Below are 18,806 nucleotides of genomic sequence, written 5' to 3' on the forward strand. Positions count from 1 at the left end.
CTGGGCGTGGTGCGCGGGGGGGCGGTGTGCGCGCCCGGCGCTGCGCTCTGTCCATGGTGGCGGTGCGGGGGGCGCCCGGAGATCTCCGGGCGCCCCTCTCACGTTGTCCAACCGTCAGCTGCGGACCTGGACGGCGCGCGCGAGGCGGTCGTGGAGGCCGCGGGAGTCGCGGTCCCAGATCAGGGCGGGGATCGCGAGGCAGAGCAGCACGCTCCGGGCCAGCACCCAGCCGAAGCCGAGGCGGCCACCGCGCTCCGAGACGACGCGCAGCCGGAAGATCCGCTTTCCTGGCGTGCTGCCGAGCGTGCCCACGGTGAGTACGCTCAGGACCAGGAAGATACCCAGCGCCCAGTTGCCCGCAGCCTGCTGATCACCGCGCGCGAACAGGCCGTATGCGATCAGCATGCACAGGGCCCAGTCGACGGCGATCGCGCCGAAACGACGGCCGAGCGGGGCGATCGACCCCGGCCCTTCCTCCGGGAGACCGAGCCGCTCGCCCCGGTATCCGAAGTCGACACCCATGTCCTCCGCGGCCGCGCGCGGCCCGGAGAGCCATGATCCGATTGCTTGCCTGTTGTCCACCCGTCCACGGTACTGCGCCCGCATATGCACCCCGGGCCCAGGGGGTGTACGTATGGGATACGGAACCCGGGCGGTTAACTTCGGCGAAACAAACGGGTCACGCTTGAGAAATCCCCCGTCCCTATGGTCGGGCCGAGCGTGTGCCACCGCACTGGCCGCACGACCGAGCTGCAACCCCGCCCCTCCCCGGGTGGGAGTAGGAGGAGTTGGATGTTCCAGAACGCCGACGATGCGAAGAAGTTCATCGCGGACGAGGACGTGAAGTTCATCGACGTCCGGTTCTGCGACCTGCCCGGGGTGATGCAGCACTTCACCGTCCCGGCGGAGGCGTTCGACCCGGACGAGGAGCTCGCCTTCGACGGTTCGTCGATCCGCGGCTTCCAGGCCATCCACGAGTCCGACATGGCACTGCGGGCGGACCTGTCGACGGCGCGCGTCGACCCGTTCCGCAAGGAGAAGCACCTCAACGTCAACTTCTTCATCCACGACCCGATCACGGGCGAGCAGTACAGCCGTGACCCGCGGAACATCGCGAAGAAGGCGGAGGCCTACCTCGCCTCCACCGGGATCGCCGACACCGCGTACTTCGGCCCCGAGGCCGAGTTCTACGTCTTCGACAACGTCCGCTTCGAGACCAAGTCGAACGAGGGCTTCTACCACATCGACTCCGAGGCCGGCGCCTGGAACACCGGCGCTGTCGAGGACAACCGCGGTTACAAGGTCCGCTACAAGGGCGGCTACTTCCCGGCCCCGCCGGTCGACCACTTCGCCGACCTGCGCGCCGAGATCTCCCTGGAGCTCAACAAGGCGGGTCTGCAGGTCGAGCGCCAGCACCACGAGGTGGGCACCGCCGGCCAGGCCGAGATCAACTACAAGTTCAACACGCTGCTCGCCGCGGCCGACGACCTGATGCTCTTCAAGTACATCGTGAAGAACGTCGCCTGGCGCAACGGCAAGACCGCGACCTTCATGCCGAAGCCGATCTTCGGTGACAACGGTTCCGGCATGCACGTCCACCAGTCGCTGTGGCAGGGCGGCGACCCGCTCTTCTACGACGAGCAGGGCTACGCGGGCCTGTCGGACACCGCCCGCTACTACATCGGCGGCATCCTGAAGCACGCCCCGTCGCTGCTCGCCTTCACCAACCCGACGGTGAACTCCTACCACCGCCTGGTCCCCGGCTTCGAGGCCCCGGTCAACCTGGTGTACTCGCAGCGCAACCGCTCCGCCGCGATGCGTATCCCGATCACCGGGTCGAACCCGAAGGCCAAGCGCGTCGAGTTCCGCGCCCCGGACCCGTCGTCGAACCCGTACCTCGCCTTCTCGGCCCTGCTGCTCGCCGGCCTCGACGGCATCAAGAACAAGATCGAGCCGGCCGAGCCGATCGACAAGGACCTCTACGAGCTGGCCCCCGAGGAGCACGCGGGCGTTCCGCAGGTCCCGACCTCCCTCCCGGCCGTCCTCGACGCCCTCGAGGCGGACAACGAGTACCTGCAGGCCGGCGGCGTCTTCACCTCCGACCTGATCGAGACCTGGATCGACTACAAGCGCACCAACGAGATCGCCCCGATCCAGCTCCGCCCGCACCCGCACGAGTTCGAGCTGTACTACGACATCTAGGGTCGCCGCAGGCCGGAGCGGGTTTCCGCTCCGCCGGGCCGTCCGTGGGCCGTCGGCCGTGTTCTTCCGCTCGCTCGGAAGGCATGGCCGACGGCCTTTTTGCCGCGCAGGTCGGGCTGCGACGGGCGGGGCGGGCGCGATCGCCGAAGGGAAGAAGGTACCTGTCGTGGGCGCATTCCCGGGCGAGGCAGCGGAGTAGAGTGAAGCCACCGGGAGTCCTTTGCACACCGGCTCCATGCAGGTGTCGCTCCCGGTGATCAACAACGCCGGGCCGTCGTACGAGCCCGGGGGCAGGTCCGCGCCATGACCGTGACCACCGACCTCACGACACCCAGTGAGCATGCACCCTCGCCGCCGGCCCGCTCGTCCCGGGCAGTGCGCGTGGCCTCCGGACCGGGGATGTGGGAGGGATGAGCATGTCGTACCCCCTGCCCCCGGACGGGCACGCCGAGGTCCGCATCGTCGCCGCATCCCCCGAAACCGCACGCCGGACAGCGGAGGTTCTCCGACGCTGCTTCGCCGCCACCGAGCAGCGAAGCCTTCCTGCCGGAGACGAGGGCGGAACCCTGCTCTGCCTGACCGTGGACACCACGCATTCCGCCGGGCCGGTGCCCTCCTGGCTGTCGTCCAGCCTGTCGTCCGCCGACCACGCGTAGGCAGGCTCGCCGCCCCTTGCGCCTCCGGTCGTCGTGCGCGGGCGGGCTGAGGGTCCTGTCAGCGCGGACTGGTCAGGACGCCCAGGGCGTACCCGTGGACGTCGACCACGGGGGACGCGCGCAACATCCGGTCGCGCATGGCCGTGTCGGCGACGCCGAGTGCGGTGTCGGCCGCGGTGAACGGGCCCCGGTCGTGGCCGATGTCCCGCAGCCGGGTCTCCTCCCGGAACCAGGAGCCGGCCCGGTTGGCGTTGAGTTCCGCCCGGGTGACGAGGCCGGAGCACCTCCCGTCGTCGTCGCGGACGAGCAGGTGGTCGACACCGGCACCGACGAGGACGGAAAGGGCCACGTCGAGCTCTGTGTCGTCGCCGACCTGCGGTCCGGGAACGACCATGGCGTCACGAGCGGTTCGGCCCCCGAGGTGTGTCGTCTCCGTGACGGGTCCCCGTGCAGGATTCAGCGGCATGAATTCTCCAGTCCTTTTCCGGTTGTCCACCGGTGGGAGAAAAGCGCGAGAAGAAGCGGACACGAACAAGGGCCCGCACCCCACGGTGCGGGCCCCTGCTTCAGTCTTGTGTTGAGTCCTGTGCGCCGACGTCAGGCGGGGACGATGTTCTCCGCCTGCGGGCCCTTCTGCCCCTGGGTGACGTCGAAGGTCACCTTCTGGCCTTCCTGCAGCTCGCGAAAGCCCTGGGTGGCGATGTTCGAGTAGTGGGCGAAGACGTCGGCGCCGCCGCCGTCCTGCTCGATGAAGCCGAAGCCCTTTTCCGCGTTGAACCACTTGACCGTACCGGTGGCCATATTCATTACTCCTGAGACAGTTCTGGAGGCACGCACTTCACGAGACTCCTCATCGCTGCGATGATCACCCCGCCCGGAAAAGCCGGTACGTAAAAATGGCAACCAAAACTGCAACTGTTTCCCGAGCCTAGCACGGAAAGAAACGGGAGCAAGGAAAGACGAATCAGCCAGGAAATACACCGGAGGGCCTCCGGTGAAATGCTTTTCCGGCGGCGACCGAATATTTGTGCCGCCGACGTCAGATTTTCAAGTGGCCGTCCGGACCGGACGCGTCCGCCGCGCGGCGAAGTTCTTCGTTGGCGCGCTCGGAGTCCTTCAGACGGTCTTCGAGGCTGATGATGCGGCAGGCGGCCTCGACCGGCGTTCCCTGGTCGACGAGCTCGCGGGCCCGCGCGGCAAGCCTCAGCTGGTGGCGCGAGTAGCGGCGGTGACCGCCCTCCGACCGGGTCGGAATGATCAGTCGCGCCTCGCCGAGGGCCCGGAGGAAGGCGGGCGTGGCGCCGACCAGTTCCGCGGCCCTGCCCATGGTGTAGGCGGGGAAACGGTCGTCGTCCAGCCGGTCGACGGCGTCCGGGCGGCCTTCGTCCGGCTGCCGACGGTCGGCACCCGGCTGACTCTGTGAGGGCATGTGCACCTTCCCGCGGGCCACCGTGAGCACGACCCGCCGCGAAGAGGGTCCCCGCAGGGGAACTCTAGTCGTCTCTGCGGACATCCTGCCGCGGCCGGGACAGATTTCACGATGCTCGCGGGGCCGATGTGAACCAGGAGTACGGTGATGGAGCCGGGGGGTCCTCGCGCACCGGCTCTCCTGCCGCTGCCGTCACCGGCGATCGACGACGCCGGGCCGGCTGTCTCCGCGCCCGGGGCAGGGTTCGCCTCATGACCGTCAATGTGCCTGATCGGCCGACGACCGCGGAACGCGGGCAGAGGGCCGGTTCCGTCCCGACACACGCGGAGCAACCGCGGCCGTCGCATCGGGAGCAGGGGCCTGCGCCGTTGCAGGCCGAGCATGTCCGTCCGCTGAACCGCCGCCAGCTCGAAGACCGTCTCGAGGACCTGGGCGATCTGTACGCGGAGTTGCGCGGCGCCGAGTCGTGGGCGCGGCGCCGGGGCCGCGGCGGGTTCCTGCGGCGGCTCGAGGCCGACGTGCGACGACCGGGCTTCGCGCTGATGATCGCGGAGACCACCGTACTGACCGGGTGTGCCTACGGCTTTCCCGTGAATGACCACGGATCCTGGTGGCGGGACGTCGACGGACTGCTGCCGGCGAGTCTGCTCCGGCTCGCCGCGTCCGGGAAGCTCTTCGCAGTCGTGGAGATCCTCGTGGAGCCCCGGGTGCGTGCGCAGCACCGCAACCATGACTGGAACCTCGCCCGGCGCCTGCAGAATCGGCTGCTCACGGACCGCGACGCAGCAGTCGGCGTGACGCTGGTGAGCCGTACCGACACCGGGACGCTCGATGCACTCCGCTCCTGGGGATGGCGGTGTGTGGCGGCGGAATCCCCGGGCGTGCCCCTGGCCGCCTCCCCGTGGCATGCCCTGGTCCTCGGGACTGCCGAGCCCATGAGGGGAGCAGCGCCGTGAGGCGCCCGGAGCGCTCTTCACGGCGTTCCCCGTCGGCGGGAGGCACCGAGGACGTGGGGAGCCCGCGTCGCACACCGGCCCGACCGTCGTGGTCCGTTGCGGCGGAAGTCCCCGCCCAGGAGGACCGCTTGCCCGACCCGGGCCCGAGAGGCCGGGCGTCGGACGGGTAGCGGCTGCCGGAGGACGGACCACAAGTGGCGGGTGGAGTTTGCCGAGTACGCTCCGGGCCGGGCGGTCGGAGTACGGTGGGCAGCACCGGGAATACCCCGCACGCTGCCTCCCACTCCGGCGTCGTTCCCGGCGCACCACGGCACCGGACCACCGCACGGCGGGCCGGGGACAGGGAACGCGACTATGAACGCGCCCAGTGACGCACGCGTTTCGTCCGGACCGGAGCCCACGCCCCCTCCTCCTTCCTCCCGCCACGCTCCGGAGTCGCCGGCCTTCCCACCCGGCCCCGGCTGCGGCGCCTAGTGGCCGGGCTCGGCGGACCTGGCGGCCGAACTGCCCGCGCTCGTGCTCACCGAGGCCTCCGGCGGAACGCGGGGAGAGGTCAGGCACATCACCGTCGGCCGCCGCACCCGGCCGACAAGGCCGTACGAGCTGCCCGTACCTGGGCCGAACGCCTGACCCTGCGCGGAGCGTCGACATCCGCCCGCATCACCCGCACCGCGCTTCCACCGCGCGCCGTCCCGCAGCGTTCCGCCCTGCCCCCGCGCCGTGCCCGGACCGAACCCCGCTCCGACGAGCCACTCGACAGGACACCTCATGACCATCGCACTGCGGCCCGCGCCGCTCCCCGGCCCCCTGCTCCGCCTGCGCCTCGCGCCGCCCAGCACCGTGTCGCGCCGCATCGACGGGGCGTGGTGGCCGCGCACCTACGGCCTCACGGCGGAACTCCCCCAGCTGCTCTCCGGCCTGCCGCGTACCTGGGGACAGATCGTCAGCGTCATGGTGAACGGCACCACTTGGTCCGTGGCACCGGGCCGGATGCTCGTCTGCAACCAGGTGGTACGACTGAGCAGGACCACCGCGGTACGCGCGCCGAACACCATCGTCCTGCTCGCTCCCAGCCGGGGGCGCTGGGACCTGCTCGTCGTGCCTCCGGAAACGACCGGGGAGGCCGCCGAGTCCCTCATGGCCGCCGCCGCGTCCGACGCCGGCGCGTGAACGGTGCGCATGCTCCCCGGCGCGGCCCCCCGCACCGCCGCGGGGGCGCCGGGCCGCCCGGGCTCCGCGTGGCCGGCCTCGTCGGGGTACGGGCTCCCGCGGCGCTCCTAGACTGGAAGCGTGGCTCGGCGGAACGGCGAGGTCGAGGCGTTGTTGCGGGAGTATGCCGACCTCATCGCGATCACCCGGGGCGACGCGTTCAAGGCGCGCGCCTACGAGAAGGCCGCGCGTGCGATCGGCGGCCATCCGGTGGATGTGTCGGGTCTCGACGTGGCGGGGCTGCGGGAGATCCCGGGCGTGGGCAAGTCGATCGCGGAGAAGGTCGCCGAGTTTCTGCGGACCGGGCACGTCGCGGCGGTGGACGAGACGCGGGCGAGCCTTCCCGGCGGGGTGCGGGAGCTGCTGGCGATCCCGGCCCTCGGGCCGAAGCGGGCCAAGGTGCTCTACGAGGACCTGCACATCCGCTCGGTGGACGAACTGGCGGCGGCGATCGGCAAGGAGCGGCTGCGCGGGCTGAAGGGCTTCGGCGAGAAGACGGAGGAGAACATCCTGCACGGCATCGACCTGCTGCGGCAGGCGGGCCGGCGCATCACGCTGGACGTCGCCCTGGACAGCGCCGAGGAGATCGTCGCCGAGCTGCGCGGCACGGCCGGATGCGAGCGCTGTACGTACGCCGGGTCGCTGCGGCGGATGCGGGACACCGTCGGGGACATCGACATCCTGGTCGCGGCGGAGCGCTCGGCGCCGTTCATGGCCGCACTGACCGGGCCTCCGGCCACCGCCGAGGTCATCGCCCACGGCACGAAGAAGACGTCCGTGCGGACGACGCACGGCGTCCAGGTCGACCTGCGGGTCCTGGCACCCGGCTCGTGGGGTGCGGGGCTCCAGTACTTCACCGGCTCCAAGGGCCACAACATCCGCACCCGCACCATCGCCGTGCGGATGGGCCTGAAGCTCTCCGAGTACGGGCTCTTCGAGGTGGAGGACGGCACGGTGGTCGCCTCCAGGACCGAGGAGGACGTGTACGAGCGGCTCGGGCTGCCCTGGATACCGCCCACCCTGCGCGAGGACCGGGGCGAGATCGAGGCGGCGCTGCGCGGCGAGCTGCCGGCGGTGGTGACCGAGGACGACATCCGCGGGGATCTGCACACGCACACCGACCTCACCGACGGTGTCGCGCCGCTGGAGGACATGGTGCGGGCCGCGGCGAAGCGCCACTACGCGTACTACGCGGTCACCGACCACGCCCCCGACATGGCGATGCAGCGCATGACCGACGACAAGGCCCTGGCACAGCGCGAGCGGATACGGGAACTGGACGGCGCCCACGGCCGGATGCGGCTGCTGCACGGCACCGAGCTGAACATCGGGCCGGACGGCGATGTGGACTGGCCCGGCTCCTTCCTGGAGGGGTTCGACCTCTGCGTGGCGTCGGTTCATTCGCACTTCCGGCAGAGCCGCGCCACGATGACCCGACGGCTCGTACGGGCCTGCGAGAACCCCCATGTCAGCATCCTGGGACACCCCACCACCCGGCTCATCGGCAAGCGCCCGGGCGTCGACGCCGACTGGGACGAGGTGTTCGCCGCATGTGCCAGGACCGGCACGGCGCTGGAGGTCAACGCACAGCCCGACCGTCTGGACCTGTGCGACGAGGACATCCTGCGCGCCAAGCGGTTCGGCGTGAAGTTCGCGGTCGACACGGACGCGCACGCGACGCCGCACCTGGCGTTCCTGCGCTACGGGATCGGCACGGCGCAGCGCGGGTGGCTCACCCCGGACGACGTGATCAACACCTGGCCGCTGCGGCGGCTGCGCCGGTTCCTGTGCAAGACCGGCGCGGCGAGCGGGGCGGGGTAGCTTCCCCCGGCTCGGATCAGGCGCCCCAGCGCAGCGCGAGCGCCCCGTCCGCCTCCTCCACATGCGTCGCGTACCGCGCGCTGACCCGGTCGAGCGTGGCGCACAGCCATGCGCGGTCCGGTGTGGAGGCGTGCCGCAGACGCATCCGGTGCGCCTGGAGCGGAACCATGCGCAGGCCCCGCAGCGCGCCGTCGTCCGGGTCCAGCCGGACCAGGTGGAGCAGGCGCAGGTCGTCGCGGTAGCGCTCGTAGCCGGTGATGCCCTCGTAGTCGTCGATCAGGTCGCCGCATCCGTAGAGGATGAGCCGGCCGCGGTGGACCTCCACGGGGCGCGGATGGTGGGAGGAGTGGCCGTGGACGACGTCGACGCCGCCCTCGACGAGGGCGTGCGCGAAGCGGACCTCGTCAGGGGTGAGGTCGTAGCCCCAGTTGGGGCCCCAGTGGACGGAGACGACGACGATGTCGCCGGGCCGCCTGGTCCGGCGGGCCCGGGCCGCCAGGTCCGCCGCGGCACCGGCCGACGGCCGGGAGATGTACGCGACGCCGCTGCGCGCCGCGGTCGCGGCCCAGTCGCGGGGGACGCCGCTGGTGGCCATGGAGCAGGCCAGGACCAGGACGCGGTGGCCGGCGTCGACGGGGACGGTCGCGGGGCGCAGCGCCGCGGTCGCGTCCGGGCCGGCGCCCGCGGTGCGCAGTGCCGCGTCCGCGAGTGCGTCCAGGGTGTCCATCAGTCCCCGGCGGCCGAAGTCGAGGACGTGGTTGTTCGCGAGGACGCACACGTCGGGGCGGGCGACGGCCAGCGCGGGCAGGTTGTCCGGGGTCATGCGGTAGTGGACCTCCTTGCCGGGGGCGAAGTCGTCGCTGCGCGTGACGCCGGTCTCCAGGTTCACGATCCGCACGTGCGGCGCGGCCTCGTCGAGTGCGTCCAGCGCGTCACCCCACGGCCAGCGGAAGTCCACCGGCTGCGGGATCGGCCCGTTCACCGACTCGGCGAGTTCGACGTAGGTGCGGGCGTCCTTGACGTACGCCTCCCGCAGGACCGGGTCGCCGGGGTGCGGAAGGATCTGGTCGACGCCGCGGCCGAGCATCACGTCGCCGGCGAGGAAGAGGGTGAGCGGCTCCCCGTGCATGCCCCCAGGCTCTCGCCAGGCGCGCTCCCGGGCCAGGGGTCATGAGGAACACGCCGCTGCCGGTGCAGGGGGCATGAGGAACGGCCCTCGGCCGGTCCAGGAGTCACCGGGGAAGCGACCCCCCGCGATCACGGGGAAGCGACCCCCGCGAACACCTCCCTCACCCGCTGCTCCCCCGCCCCGTCCGCGAGCAGCGCGTGCAGCAGCAGCCGGGCCTTGGGGGCGTCCAGGTGTCCCGCGCCGATGAGGCCGTGGGCGAGGAGGTCCGACTCCGAGCCGGGGCCGCGGTAGGTGTGGCTGAGCGTGGCCCCGGCGCCGGTGCGGGAGGCGAGGACCACGGGGATGCGGGCGGCGATGCGGCCCAGCGGCTCGACGAGCCAGGACGGTGCGTGTCCGGCGCCGAAGGCCGCGAGCACCAGGCCGTCGAACCGGTCGTCGACCGCTTCGAGGAGTTCCCCGCGGTCGCCCAGGGAGAGCGTCAGCAGGGCGACGCGCGCCGGACGGCGCAGCCGCAGCGGCCGGTCCACCACGGGCTTCGCCGGGCGCAGCAGGATCCTGGGGCGTCCTTCGACGACCGTCCCGAGCGGGCCCGCGCCCGGCGAGGCGAAGGTGGCGACCGAGGTGGTGTGCGCCTTGCGCACGTGCCGTGCCGCGTGGATCTCGTCCGCGAGGACCGTGACCGCGCCGAGGCCCCGGCATGCGGGGTCGGCGGCCACCGCGAGTGCCGCGGCGAGATTGGCGGGGCCGTCGGCCCCGGGTGCGTCGGGGCGCCGCATCGCGCCGGTGACCACGACGGGCTGCCGGTGCGTGCAGAGCAGATCGAGCAGGAACGCGGTCTCCTCCAGGGTGTCCGTGCCCTGGACGACCACGGCGCCGGAGCCCGCGGCCGTCGCCTCGTCGACCTCTCCGGCGAGCTCGGCCACGTCGTCGAGGGACAGGGACGCACTGGGCAGCCGACGGAAGTCCCGGAGCCGGACGTCCACTTCCGGTCCCGCGCCGCCGAGGCCCGCCAGCACCTCGGCTCCGGAGAGCCGTGCGACCTCACCGCCTCCGGCGGAGATGGTGCCGCCGAGCGTGAACACGGTCACTGTGGCCGCCATACCCACCCCGTTCTCGTCGCGTGCGACAGAGGATAGTCCCATGATCGGCGACTTCTCCCTCGTCTGTGACGGCGAGCAACTGATGGGTACGGAACGGCTTCCGGAGGGCGGTGCGGCCAACGGCCTGTCCGTGGTGCTGCTGCACGGGGCCGGGATCGGGAGCAGGGAGCGGCTGCTGCCGGTCCTCGACGCGTTCGCCGGGCACGGCTGCCGTGCACTGGCGCTGGACTTCTCGGGCCACGGCGAAAGTTCCGGGGTCCAGCGGGAGTTGACCCTGGAACGCAGGTTCACACAGGCGGCCGCGCTGATCGAGGAGCGCGTCCCGGCGGACGGCCGGCTGGGGCTCGTGGGCTTCAGCATGAGCGGGCAGACCGTCGCCGATCTGCTGGGCCTGTACGGTCCCCGGGTCGCGACCGTGGGGCTGTGCGCGCCCGCGGTGTACGCGCCGGAGGCCTGGACGGTGCCGTTCGGGGACGGCGACGGCGCGTTCAGCGAGATCATCCGTACGCCGGACGGCTGGCGGAAGTCGGCGGCACTGGACGTGTTCCGGAGCCATCCGGGGCATGCGGTGCTGGCCGTGCCCGGCACGGACGACGTGATCCCGCCGGAGGTCACGGCCGCGGTCGCGGACGCGCTGGCGGACGGGGGCCGGCTCGAACGGCTCACCTTTCCCCGTGCACCGCACCAGTTGGGCATGTGGCTGCGGGATCACGAGGAGGACCGCCGCCGGTTCGTGGCTGCCGTCGTCGGCGGGGCCGCGTGACTCACACCTCGGACGCGGCCTGCACCGCGCCCGAGGCGATCGCCGCGCAGAGTTCCGCGTGGTCGGCGGCGGTCCGGTCGGCGTAGCGCAGCGCGAAGTCGGCGACGGCGCGGTCGAAGACGTCGGCCCTGCCCAGGTACGCGGCGATGGCGATGCGGTCCCCCGACCGGGCGTGGGCGCGGGCGAGGACGGTGCCGCACAGCCGCGCGTACCGTGCGAGTTCCTCGGGGTCGAGGCTCGCGACGTCGGCGGCGCCCTTCATGTCGCGCAGCTGTCGCCAGTAGAAGGCGCGGCCCCCGGGTCCGGTCATCCAGCCGAGGAAGATGTCGCCGGCGGCCTGCAGCAGCCGCTGCCCGGCCACCACCCGGTGGCCGGGGTGGAGGTGGGGGCCGCGCGGCAGATGGTCCTCCAGGACGGACCGGCCCGCCTCCTTGATCTGGAGGAACAGCGGGTCGTCGGCGTCGCGCCCGGTGAGCAGCACGACGAAGCAGCGGGTGCCGACGCTGCCGACGCCGACGACCTTGCGGGCGGCGTCGACGAAGCGGTAGCGGTCCAGGAGGACGCGGCGGTCCTCGCTGAGCGTGGACCGGTAGTCGTTGAACATCTTGCGGACGGCGGTCTCGGCGGGGATGCTCACGGCTTCGAGGAGCGGCGGGTCGTGGAGGATGCGCCGTTGCCCGTCGACGAGTTCGGTGAGCTTGCTGAGCGCCTGGAGGCTGGTGCGTCTGCGGGCGCGGGCGAAGCCGGCCTCGACGAGCCTGCGGCGGCGCTCGGTGGGGGCGAACGGCAGGACGGCGCGGGTGTCGATGCGTTCGTACCAGACGGCGAGTTCACCCATCGCGGCGAGGCGGTGCATGCCCTCGCGGTAGCCGGAGGCGGTCTCCTGGGCCGCGTGGTGGGCCTGCTCGTCGGTGTGTCCGTTGTCGCGGGCGGCCACGGCGACGCTGGCGGCGAGCCGTTCCACGTCCCATTCGAAGGGGCCGGGGAAGGTCTCGTCGAAGTCGTTGAGGTCGAACAGCAGATTGCGTTCCGGGGAGGCGAAGATGCCGAAGTTCTGCAGATGGGCGTCGCCGCACAGTTGGACGGTGAGCCCGGTGTGGTCGCGTACGCCGAGGTCGGCGGCCATGACGGAGGCGGCGCCGCGCAGGAAGGCGAAGGGGGACGCGGCCATCCTGCCGTAGCGGATGGGCAGCAGCTCCGGCAGCCGTCCCTCGCCCTGCCGCCGCAGGACCGCGACGGGGTCGGGGCGGTCGGCGGAGGGTATCCAGGCGCCGTGTGCGGACCGCGAGACCCTTTTGCGGGCGGTTCTGCCGCGCCGGGCACGCTCGGCGGGGGTCGCGGGCGCGGCCATGGCGTCAGTGCCGCAGTGCCGTGCCGACGGAGGCCGTCACATCGCCTTTCAGGGCGCGGTTGCTGGTGGCGGTGGCGTCCTTGGATGCGTGTGCCGGGACGCCGTCGAGGGTGACCACGACCACGTCGAGCAGATTTCCGTTCGGGTCGCGGAAGTTGATCTGGATGGCGTACGACTTCGCGGAGTCGACGCTGTTGGTGACGGTGACCTTCACGGCGGCGCGGTCGTCGCCGTTCTTGGTGACGGCGCCGAGCTTGACGTCGCCCTGGGCATGGACGCCGTTCTTGAACTCGTCGAGCCTGCGCCCCGCCTCGGCGGTTGCGGAGCCGACGGCCGATGCGGCGGCGGACGCCATGGACGAGGCCGCGGACGCGGCGGAGGCGGCGCGGGAGGCGACACCGGATGGACTGTTCGTACCGGAGCAGGCAGCCGTAGATCCCACGAGCACCGTCGTGAGCAGCAGCCCGGCCGTCCGAGCCATTCCGCGCCCGCCCATCACGCCTCCCGTACCCCGGGTTCGTCGGTTCGTCCGGGTTCTCGCCGTCCAGTCAAGGCGGTACGGCGGGCGGGTGCATGCCGGGCCGGGCGAACGGGTGACGGCCGGGCGCCGCCGTACGGGACGTCGGCGCCCGGCCCGGGCCGGGTCAGCGGCTGTAGCGGATGAGCGCCCGCACCATGTGGCACGTCGTGTCCGACGGCGGGTGCACACCGATCAGCTCGGCGATGCTGCGTATCGTGCGGTTGTGGGCCTGGTCGGCGACGTAGACGCCCGAGTCGAGCAGGGCGATCGCGAGGCGCATGGCCTTGAGCCGGCGGTTGTGCGTGACGTACCACTCGCGCGGGCGTCCGGCGGGCAGCGGTTTCTTCTTCGGCGGGGCGGGGGGCAGGTCGATCGGCAGGGGCTTCTGCATGAGTGCGGCAGCGGGCACGGGCATCCTCCTGTCGCGGTCAGGGGCCCGTCCGGACCCCTCGAACACTGCTTCCATTCTACTGCGGCCCACTGACAAAAGGCCCTGGCCACAAGGGGGTTAGGGGGTGCGACCGCGGCCCGCGCACAGCCACTGCGCGACCCGTTCCAGGTCGGGTCCGCCGGGGTGTGAACCCGTTGACTCCAGTGCCGCCGTGAGGCGTTCGGGGCGGTGCAGGAGGTGGCGGCGTGACGGGTCGGCCGCGGCGCCGGCGAGCAGCCAGCCGGCCAGCGCGTGCCGGTCCCCCGGGTCGTGGCGCAGTGCCTCGGCGTATCCGGCGAGGGCGGTGCGCGGGTCGCCCGCGGCGAGCGCGGCGCCGGGGGACGTGGCGGGGCGCAGGCTGCCGGGCGCGGTGGCGTAGAGGACGGCGCGGTCGTCGGCCCAGGGCCGCCGGGGCCCTGCGGCGATCTCGGCGGCGTGGCCCGTGCCGGGCGCGGGGGCTCCGGCGGCCAGGGCGGCGGCGAGCGCACCGGCTTCGGCCGCACCGCACCGCAGATTGCGCAGCCGCCATTCGACGAGGTGGCTGGTGGCGGCCGCGCGGGCGCGGGCGCGGGCCACGGGGTCGACGGGCTCGCGCAGCCAGCCGTCGAGGGTGCGTGCGAGGCCGAGGGTGAGCCGGCGGCCCGCGTCGGTGAGCCGGGCCCGGGTGAGCAGGGTGCGGACGACGCCGCGGGTCTGCAGGCGGCGCAGCGCGAACTGGAACTCGGCGCGCCAGGAGGGTTCCTCGGCCTTCCGGTCGCGCCAGAAGCCGGTCACGCCCACGAACGCGTACGCCCCGTGGAGCAGCCCGCTCAGATGGCGGGGGTCGGAGCGCCAGGGCCCGTAGAACTCCTCGCGGCGGTCGTCGTCGAGCAGCGGGAACAGATGGAGCAGCGCGCCGAGCTTGCTGTGCTGGAACTCGTGGACGAGGGTCTCGGCGAGGGACAGCGGGTCGCCGGGGCGCGAGATGACCATGGAGCCGAAGGCGTCCCCGGTGGACGCGCTGAGCCGGGGGGTGCCGTCGCGCATGGCGCCGGGTTCGGCGCCCTCCCAGGGGACGATCCGGCGGATGTGCGCGGGGTCGAGGCGGCCGGCGCCGGGGTCGCCCGCCGTGGAGCTCCCCGGTCGGGAGGGGGCGGGGGCCGGCGGGTGGGGTGTGCCGGCGCGCCGCGGCGGCCCCAGGTGCCCGACGGCGCCCAGCAGCAGCCTTTGCCAGGCCGATGTCCCGGCGTCGCCGAGCGGTTCGGCGTCGACGGGTTCGTCGAGGTCCCGGTAGGGGTCGAGGGTGTCGAGCCAGATCCAGGGCGCGGGGGCGTCGGGGTGCAGCCGGAGCCGGGGCAGCGGCAGCCAGTGGGCGGTGGCCGTGGTGCCGAGCGGGTCGACGGTGACGGTGCGGCCGTCGGCGTCGGTCAGCCGCAGCCGCGTACCGCGCAGGCGCGCCGTCGCGGTGGCGAACCCGGGCGGCCCGCCGGCCTCGCGGAACCGGACGAGGCCCAGGGTGGGCAGGTCGACGCCGCCCGCGCGCACCGGGACCGTCAGGTCGGCGTCCAGCCCGGCGCGGACGCGGACCGCGAGGCAGAACGCGAGCAGGTGCCCGGCGTCCACCCACAGCGGCGGGCCGTCCGCCGTACCGTGCAGCCGGCGCAGCAGATGCGCCGTCCAGCTGCCCATCTGCGGGCTCATCAGCAGGGTCTCGGCGGCTTCCGGTGTCTTGCGCGCGGCCTCCTCGAACCACCACCAGGCCCGGTCGACGATGTCCTCGCCACCCAGCTCTCCGAGCAGGCCGGGGCGTTCGGACAGACGGTCCAGGAGTTCCGCGAGGAGCTGGAGCCGCCGGGTGCGCTCTGCGCGGACCAGGAAGCCGATGGCCTCCGGCGAGCCGCCGCCGGAGGCGAGCTCGTCGAACCAGGTGCCCGGCATCCGTACCCTGCCCCACTCCGGCGCCCGCCCGAGCGGGGGGACTCCCGTGTCGGTCCGGTCGGTGCCCACCCGGCTACTCGGCCCGGCCGCTGGGGGGGTTGCCCCCTCCCATGGCGTTGCTGCGCTCCCGGCGCACCTCGTCCAGCAGCCGGACCGCGCGCACGGGCACGGGCAGGTCACGCAGTGCCGTGATGCTCATCCCGGCCAGATCGACCACATCGGACTCCAGCAGTTCGTCGCGCGGTGCGCCTAAGTCGTCCCGCCGTACCGGTCCGTGCATGAACTCTTTCAAGGTGCGTCCCCCTTCACCCACGGCCGGATGCGCAGGCCGCGTGCCTTCCATGATGGCGATCCGCGCCCTGACGGGGAACCCCATGCGATCAAGACAGTCGATCACCGATGTGGCTCGCGGGCGCCCACGCACGCGTGGATCGCCTCGGCGAGTGCGGCGGACCGCTCGGGGTCGTCGTCGAGCAGCGTGACCGCGTCATGGAGAAGCCACAGGTCAGCCGGGCGCCGGCGCAGTGCGCGGACCATCGCGACGACGTCCGTGCGCGGCACCGCGTGCCGCGCCATCCGCTCCACGGCCCGGGTCTGCAACTCGGCCACCACGGCCTGGCGTTCGCCGGGGTCGGACATGAGTGGATAGCTCAGCAGGACGGACACCAGCTGCTCCAGCGCCTGCGCAGGCGTGCGCGGGGGCTCGGGGCGTACGAGGCGCTGAGGAGCGTGCAGGGTGAGCGCGGGCAGCTGTGTCACGCGCCCCGTGGCCCGCAGATCCTCGAACCGGGCGCGTACGGCGTCGAAGAGCGCCTCGGGGCCGCCGGCCGGATACGGGGACGCGGAACCGGACTCCAGCAGCTCGAGCAGCGTCGCCGGGAACAGTCCGGTGGCCCGGCCCCGGTCGCTGGCGGCGCGTTGTCCGCGGGTCGCCGCCAGCAGCAGGGCCTGTTCGTGGAGCTGGTCCCGGGCCCCGTGAGGCAGCGACTCGGTGGGCAGCGCCCGTCGGAGGCCGAGCTCCTCCTCGAAGGTCTGGCAGGCGTCGACGATCCACAGCTGCCGGTGGAACCCCGGGAGAGCGTCCCCGCCGAGGGTGCGCCGCGCCGACTCCAGGTCGAGGTTGCGCTTGTCGGGGGTGGTGGCATCGGCGCAGAACAGCCGGAGGTGGTCCTGCTGGTCGAGGACGCCGTGACCGCCCCACCACACCCACAGCAGATCGCCGTCCCGGGCGGGCAGTTCGCGCAGCAGCGCGGTGCGTACGGCGTCGTGCGTGGCCGCCGTGTACGGCACTCCGGGGTCGTAGTCGCCGGTGGGCGCGAGCAGCAGCAGGATGTTCTCGTCGGGTACGCCCGTGCCGCGCAGCCAGGCACGGAAGCGCATCGCGTCCCGGGCGGGTCCCGGCAGCTCCCAGGTGTCGCCGGCCGCGTACTGCTCGACGCCGACGATCAGGGCGTGGGTGCGCCGGGCGTCGGGCATGCCGTCCCCGCCGGTCATCCGGCCTCCGCCCGGGCCGCGGGCAGCCGGGCCGCGATCGCCCCGCGCACGGTGCGGCAGGTGGCGTATGCGCCGCCCCCGTCCGCGGCGAGGGTACGGCCGCGGCGCGTGCGCTCCCCCGGAGGCAGGGAGGCACCGTCGCCGCGCCGGGTCGCACCGCGGGCACCGCCCCCGCTCGGGACGGTCTCCGGTCGGGGCACGAACCCGGTGAGACCGCGCGTAACGCGCATGTGCGGCGCGGAGAAGCACGGCTCGCGGACGCCCGTGCCAGGGATGAGAACGACTGCCGCCACGCGCTCCCCCCACATCGGCAGGTCGTGCGTCGGGCACATGTGTGTAAGCCCAACTGACAAGTATTCTAGGTGAGATGAGCCTGTATCAGGTCCATTAACAAGACATCGGAAAATAGTCACGCGCGGCGGGACCTCGGACATGGAACACGCGCGGACTGGCCGTGGCACGGGGCCGCGGCATTGGACGGCAGGGGAGTCCCATGAGCCCGGATTCGATGATCACGCACCTGGTGGGTGCCTCCGCGTTAGTCCTCGTGGCCGCGCACAGCGCGGGCTGGCTCGCCAGGCGTCTGGGCCAGCCCGCGATCATCGGCCAGCTGATCGCCGGCATCGCCCTCGGGCCCACGGTCCTCGCGGATCTGGCGCCCGAGGTGCACCGGACGGTCTTCCCCCCGGCGATCGCACCCCAGTTGAGCTTCATGGCCCAGTTCGCGCTGGTGCTGTTCCTGTTCGCGGTGGGCTACGAACTCGATCTGGGCATGCTGCGGAACCGGGCGCGCACCGTGGTGAGCATCGCGGTGGCCGCGTTCGTGGTGCCGATGGCGGTCGGGTCGGGCGCCGCGCTGATCTTCCACCGACAGCTGCACGACCTGGGCGCACCGGCCCACCTCTCCCCCGCGACGGTGCTGTTCTTCGGGGTCGCCCTGTCCATCACGGCCGTCCCGGTGCTCACGGCGATAGTCCGTGAGAACGGGCTGGCGGGCACCCTGCCCGGTGTCATCGCCGTCTCGGCCGCCGGGCTGCTCGACGTGGTGGGCTGGGCGGTGCTGATCGGCACGATGCTGCCGTCGAGCGGCCATCAGGGCCTCGCCTGGCCCGTGCGACTGACCCTGCTGCTGGTGTTCACCGCGTGCATGCTGACGCTGGCCCGGCCGCTGCTGCGCAGGCTGCTGTGGCGCGGACACCTGGACTCGTCGGTGCGGCTCGCGCTGCTCGTCGGCTTCGCGCTGGGTTCCGCGTGGGTGACCAACGCGCTGGGGCTCCATGTCATCTTCGGCGCGCTGCTCGCGGGTGCGGTGCTGCCGCGGGAGCGGGGCGGGACGCTGGACCCGGATCTGGTGCGGCCGCTGCACGACGTGAGCATGCTGCTGCTGCCGTTCTTCTTCGTGGTGTCCGGGCAGAGCGTGGCCGTGGGCGGGCTCGACGGGACGGGGCTGGTCGTCCTGCTGGTGGTGACCGCGCTCGGGGTCACCGTGAAGGTGGGCAGCGGGACGCTGGCCGCCCGGACCTCGGGGCTGAGCTGGCACCATGCGCGCACCATCGGGGTGCTGCTCAGTGCACGCGGGCTGACGGAGCTGATCGCCCTGAACGCCGGTCTCCAGGCGGGGTTGCTCAGTCAGAACCTGTACACGGTGCTCGTGCTGATGGCGCTGGCGACGACCGTCCTCACCCAGCCGCTGCTCGCGGTGGTCTCGTGGCTGGACCGGCGCGGGGGCGACCCCGCGGCCGGTGCGCGCACGGACGCGGAGCCGCTGCCGAGCACGGCCCCCGGTTCCGGCTGACCTGCACCGGGGTCCCGGGCGGGACAGGGACCCG

At 72.7% G+C, this 18,806-nt stretch carries 19 protein-coding genes; 7 read left to right on the forward strand and 12 right to left on the reverse strand.

Features of this window, described 5'->3' with window-relative positions; translation table 11 throughout:
• Window positions 1-114 precede the first annotated feature (114 nt).
• On the reverse strand, window positions 115-582 hold the full coding sequence (locus ACWCP6_RS00340) for an RDD family protein (RefSeq protein ID WP_450930061.1): 468 nt from the start codon (window positions 580-582) through the stop codon (window positions 115-117).
• A gap of 210 nt (window positions 583-792) precedes the next feature.
• Here ACWCP6_RS00340 and glnA point away from each other — a divergent pair, with 210 nt between their 5' ends.
• Window positions 793-2,202 (forward strand): type I glutamate--ammonia ligase, encoded by a 1,410-nt coding sequence (gene glnA / locus ACWCP6_RS00345; protein ID WP_450930062.1) that lies wholly within the window; start codon window positions 793-795, stop codon window positions 2,200-2,202.
• Between the two features lie 416 nt (window positions 2,203-2,618).
• On the forward strand, window positions 2,619-2,858 hold the full coding sequence (locus ACWCP6_RS00350) for a hypothetical protein (protein WP_450930063.1): 240 nt from the start codon (window positions 2,619-2,621) through the stop codon (window positions 2,856-2,858).
• A 58-nt stretch (window positions 2,859-2,916) separates the two neighbouring features.
• Here the strand turns inward: ACWCP6_RS00350 and ACWCP6_RS00355 are convergent, their stop codons facing one another.
• The 3 genes from ACWCP6_RS00355 to ACWCP6_RS00365 form a co-directional block, all read right to left on the reverse strand.
• Window positions 2,917-3,252 (reverse strand): CBS domain-containing protein, encoded by a 336-nt coding sequence (locus ACWCP6_RS00355; RefSeq protein WP_450930064.1) that lies wholly within the window; start codon window positions 3,250-3,252, stop codon window positions 2,917-2,919.
• A 203-nt stretch (window positions 3,253-3,455) separates the two neighbouring features.
• Window positions 3,456-3,659, reverse strand: coding sequence for a cold-shock protein (locus tag ACWCP6_RS00360; protein ID WP_010986199.1), 204 nt, complete (start codon window positions 3,657-3,659; stop codon window positions 3,456-3,458).
• Between the two features lie 238 nt (window positions 3,660-3,897).
• Window positions 3,898-4,287: a MerR family transcriptional regulator gene (locus ACWCP6_RS00365; RefSeq protein ID WP_450930065.1), complete on the reverse strand. Its 390-nt coding sequence runs from the start codon at window positions 4,285-4,287 to the stop codon at window positions 3,898-3,900.
• A gap of 368 nt (window positions 4,288-4,655) precedes the next feature.
• Between ACWCP6_RS00365 and ACWCP6_RS00370 the strand changes: the two genes are divergently transcribed.
• The 3 genes from ACWCP6_RS00370 to polX all read left to right on the forward strand — a co-directional run bounded on the left by ACWCP6_RS00370 (window position 4,656) and on the right by polX (window position 8,273).
• On the forward strand, window positions 4,656-5,243 hold the full coding sequence (locus tag ACWCP6_RS00370; protein WP_450930066.1) for a hypothetical protein: 588 nt from the start codon (window positions 4,656-4,658) through the stop codon (window positions 5,241-5,243).
• Window positions 5,244-6,011: 768 nt separating this feature from the next.
• The gene (locus tag ACWCP6_RS00375; RefSeq protein WP_450930067.1) at window positions 6,012-6,413 is read left to right on the forward strand and encodes a DUF5994 family protein; all 402 of its coding nucleotides are present in this window, start codon (window positions 6,012-6,014) and stop codon (window positions 6,411-6,413) included.
• Between the two features lie 120 nt (window positions 6,414-6,533).
• Window positions 6,534-8,273: a DNA polymerase/3'-5' exonuclease PolX gene (gene polX, locus ACWCP6_RS00380; protein ID WP_450930068.1), complete on the forward strand. Its 1,740-nt coding sequence runs from the start codon at window positions 6,534-6,536 to the stop codon at window positions 8,271-8,273.
• A 16-nt stretch (window positions 8,274-8,289) separates the two neighbouring features.
• Here polX and ACWCP6_RS00385 read toward each other — a convergent pair whose 3' ends face one another.
• Both ACWCP6_RS00385 and ACWCP6_RS00390 read right to left on the reverse strand, forming a co-directional pair.
• Window positions 8,290-9,402: a CapA family protein gene (locus tag ACWCP6_RS00385; protein WP_450930069.1), complete on the reverse strand. Its 1,113-nt coding sequence runs from the start codon at window positions 9,400-9,402 to the stop codon at window positions 8,290-8,292.
• 128 nt (window positions 9,403-9,530) lie between these two features.
• Complete coding sequence (locus ACWCP6_RS00390; RefSeq protein WP_450930070.1) at window positions 9,531-10,544, reverse strand: asparaginase; 1,014 nt, start codon at window positions 10,542-10,544, stop codon at window positions 9,531-9,533.
• Here ACWCP6_RS00390 and ACWCP6_RS00395 point away from each other — a divergent pair.
• A complete protein-coding gene (locus tag ACWCP6_RS00395) occupies window positions 10,543-11,265 on the forward strand; it encodes an alpha/beta hydrolase (RefSeq protein ID WP_450930071.1) in 723 nt (240 codons plus the stop codon). The genes ACWCP6_RS00390 and ACWCP6_RS00395 overlap by 2 nt on opposite strands.
• Before the next feature lies 1 nt (window position 11,266).
• Here ACWCP6_RS00395 and ACWCP6_RS00400 read toward each other — a convergent pair whose 3' ends face one another.
• The 6 genes from ACWCP6_RS00400 to ACWCP6_RS00425 form a co-directional block, all read right to left on the reverse strand.
• Complete coding sequence (locus tag ACWCP6_RS00400) at window positions 11,267-12,616, reverse strand: DUF2252 domain-containing protein (protein ID WP_450930072.1); 1,350 nt, start codon at window positions 12,614-12,616, stop codon at window positions 11,267-11,269.
• Between the two features lie 4 nt (window positions 12,617-12,620).
• The gene (locus tag ACWCP6_RS00405; protein ID WP_450930073.1) at window positions 12,621-13,112 is read right to left on the reverse strand and encodes a hypothetical protein; all 492 of its coding nucleotides are present in this window, start codon (window positions 13,110-13,112) and stop codon (window positions 12,621-12,623) included.
• A gap of 148 nt (window positions 13,113-13,260) precedes the next feature.
• Complete coding sequence (locus ACWCP6_RS00410) at window positions 13,261-13,545, reverse strand: hypothetical protein (RefSeq protein WP_450930074.1); 285 nt, start codon at window positions 13,543-13,545, stop codon at window positions 13,261-13,263.
• 99 nt (window positions 13,546-13,644) lie between these two features.
• Complete coding sequence (locus tag ACWCP6_RS00415) at window positions 13,645-15,483, reverse strand: HEXXH motif domain-containing protein (protein WP_450930075.1); 1,839 nt, start codon at window positions 15,481-15,483, stop codon at window positions 13,645-13,647.
• Window positions 15,484-15,556: 73 nt separating this feature from the next.
• Window positions 15,557-15,775 (reverse strand): aldo/keto reductase, encoded by a 219-nt coding sequence (locus ACWCP6_RS00420; protein WP_450930076.1) that lies wholly within the window; start codon window positions 15,773-15,775, stop codon window positions 15,557-15,559.
• Between the two features lie 101 nt (window positions 15,776-15,876).
• Window positions 15,877-16,977, reverse strand: coding sequence for a caspase family protein (locus ACWCP6_RS00425; protein WP_450930077.1), 1,101 nt, complete (start codon window positions 16,975-16,977; stop codon window positions 15,877-15,879).
• A 493-nt stretch (window positions 16,978-17,470) separates the two neighbouring features.
• On the opposite strand from ACWCP6_RS00425, the gene ACWCP6_RS00430 reads away from it, so the two are divergent.
• Complete coding sequence (locus ACWCP6_RS00430; RefSeq protein WP_450930078.1) at window positions 17,471-18,772, forward strand: cation:proton antiporter; 1,302 nt, start codon at window positions 17,471-17,473, stop codon at window positions 18,770-18,772.
• The last annotated feature ends 34 nt before the right edge of the window (window positions 18,773-18,806 follow it).

The organism is Streptomyces sp. NPDC002004 (assembly GCF_053593975.1).

What these genes read in the sequence shown, in the direction of transcription:
- glnA (WP_450930062.1), top strand. Translation starts at nt 793, where the DNA reads ATGTTCCAGAACGCCGACGATGCGAAGAAGTTCATCGCGGACGAGGAC.
- ACWCP6_RS00350 (WP_450930063.1), top strand. Translation starts at nt 2,619, where the DNA reads ATGTCGTACCCCCTGCCCCCGGACGGGCACGCCGAGGTCCGCATCGTC.
- ACWCP6_RS00355 (WP_450930064.1), bottom strand. Translation starts at nt 3,252, where the DNA reads ATGGTCGTTCCCGGACCGCAGGTCGGCGACGACACAGAGCTCGACGTG.
- ACWCP6_RS00360 (WP_010986199.1), bottom strand. Translation starts at nt 3,659, where the DNA reads ATGGCCACCGGTACGGTCAAGTGGTTCAACGCGGAAAAGGGCTTCGGC.
- ACWCP6_RS00365 (WP_450930065.1), bottom strand. Translation starts at nt 4,287, where the DNA reads ATGCCCTCACAGAGTCAGCCGGGTGCCGACCGTCGGCAGCCGGACGAA.
- ACWCP6_RS00375 (WP_450930067.1), top strand. Translation starts at nt 6,012, where the DNA reads ATGACCATCGCACTGCGGCCCGCGCCGCTCCCCGGCCCCCTGCTCCGC.
- ACWCP6_RS00385 (WP_450930069.1), bottom strand. Translation starts at nt 9,402, where the DNA reads ATGCACGGGGAGCCGCTCACCCTCTTCCTCGCCGGCGACGTGATGCTC.
- ACWCP6_RS00395 (WP_450930071.1), top strand. Translation starts at nt 10,543, where the DNA reads ATGATCGGCGACTTCTCCCTCGTCTGTGACGGCGAGCAACTGATGGGT.
- ACWCP6_RS00390 (WP_450930070.1), bottom strand. Translation starts at nt 10,544, where the DNA reads ATGGGACTATCCTCTGTCGCACGCGACGAGAACGGGGTGGGTATGGCG.
- ACWCP6_RS00400 (WP_450930072.1), bottom strand. Translation starts at nt 12,616, where the DNA reads ATGGCCGCGCCCGCGACCCCCGCCGAGCGTGCCCGGCGCGGCAGAACC.
- ACWCP6_RS00405 (WP_450930073.1), bottom strand. Translation starts at nt 13,112, where the DNA reads ATGGGCGGGCGCGGAATGGCTCGGACGGCCGGGCTGCTGCTCACGACG.
- ACWCP6_RS00415 (WP_450930075.1), bottom strand. Translation starts at nt 15,483, where the DNA reads ATGCCGGGCACCTGGTTCGACGAGCTCGCCTCCGGCGGCGGCTCGCCG.
- ACWCP6_RS00425 (WP_450930077.1), bottom strand. Translation starts at nt 16,977, where the DNA reads ATGACCGGCGGGGACGGCATGCCCGACGCCCGGCGCACCCACGCCCTG.
- ACWCP6_RS00430 (WP_450930078.1), top strand. Translation starts at nt 17,471, where the DNA reads ATGAGCCCGGATTCGATGATCACGCACCTGGTGGGTGCCTCCGCGTTA.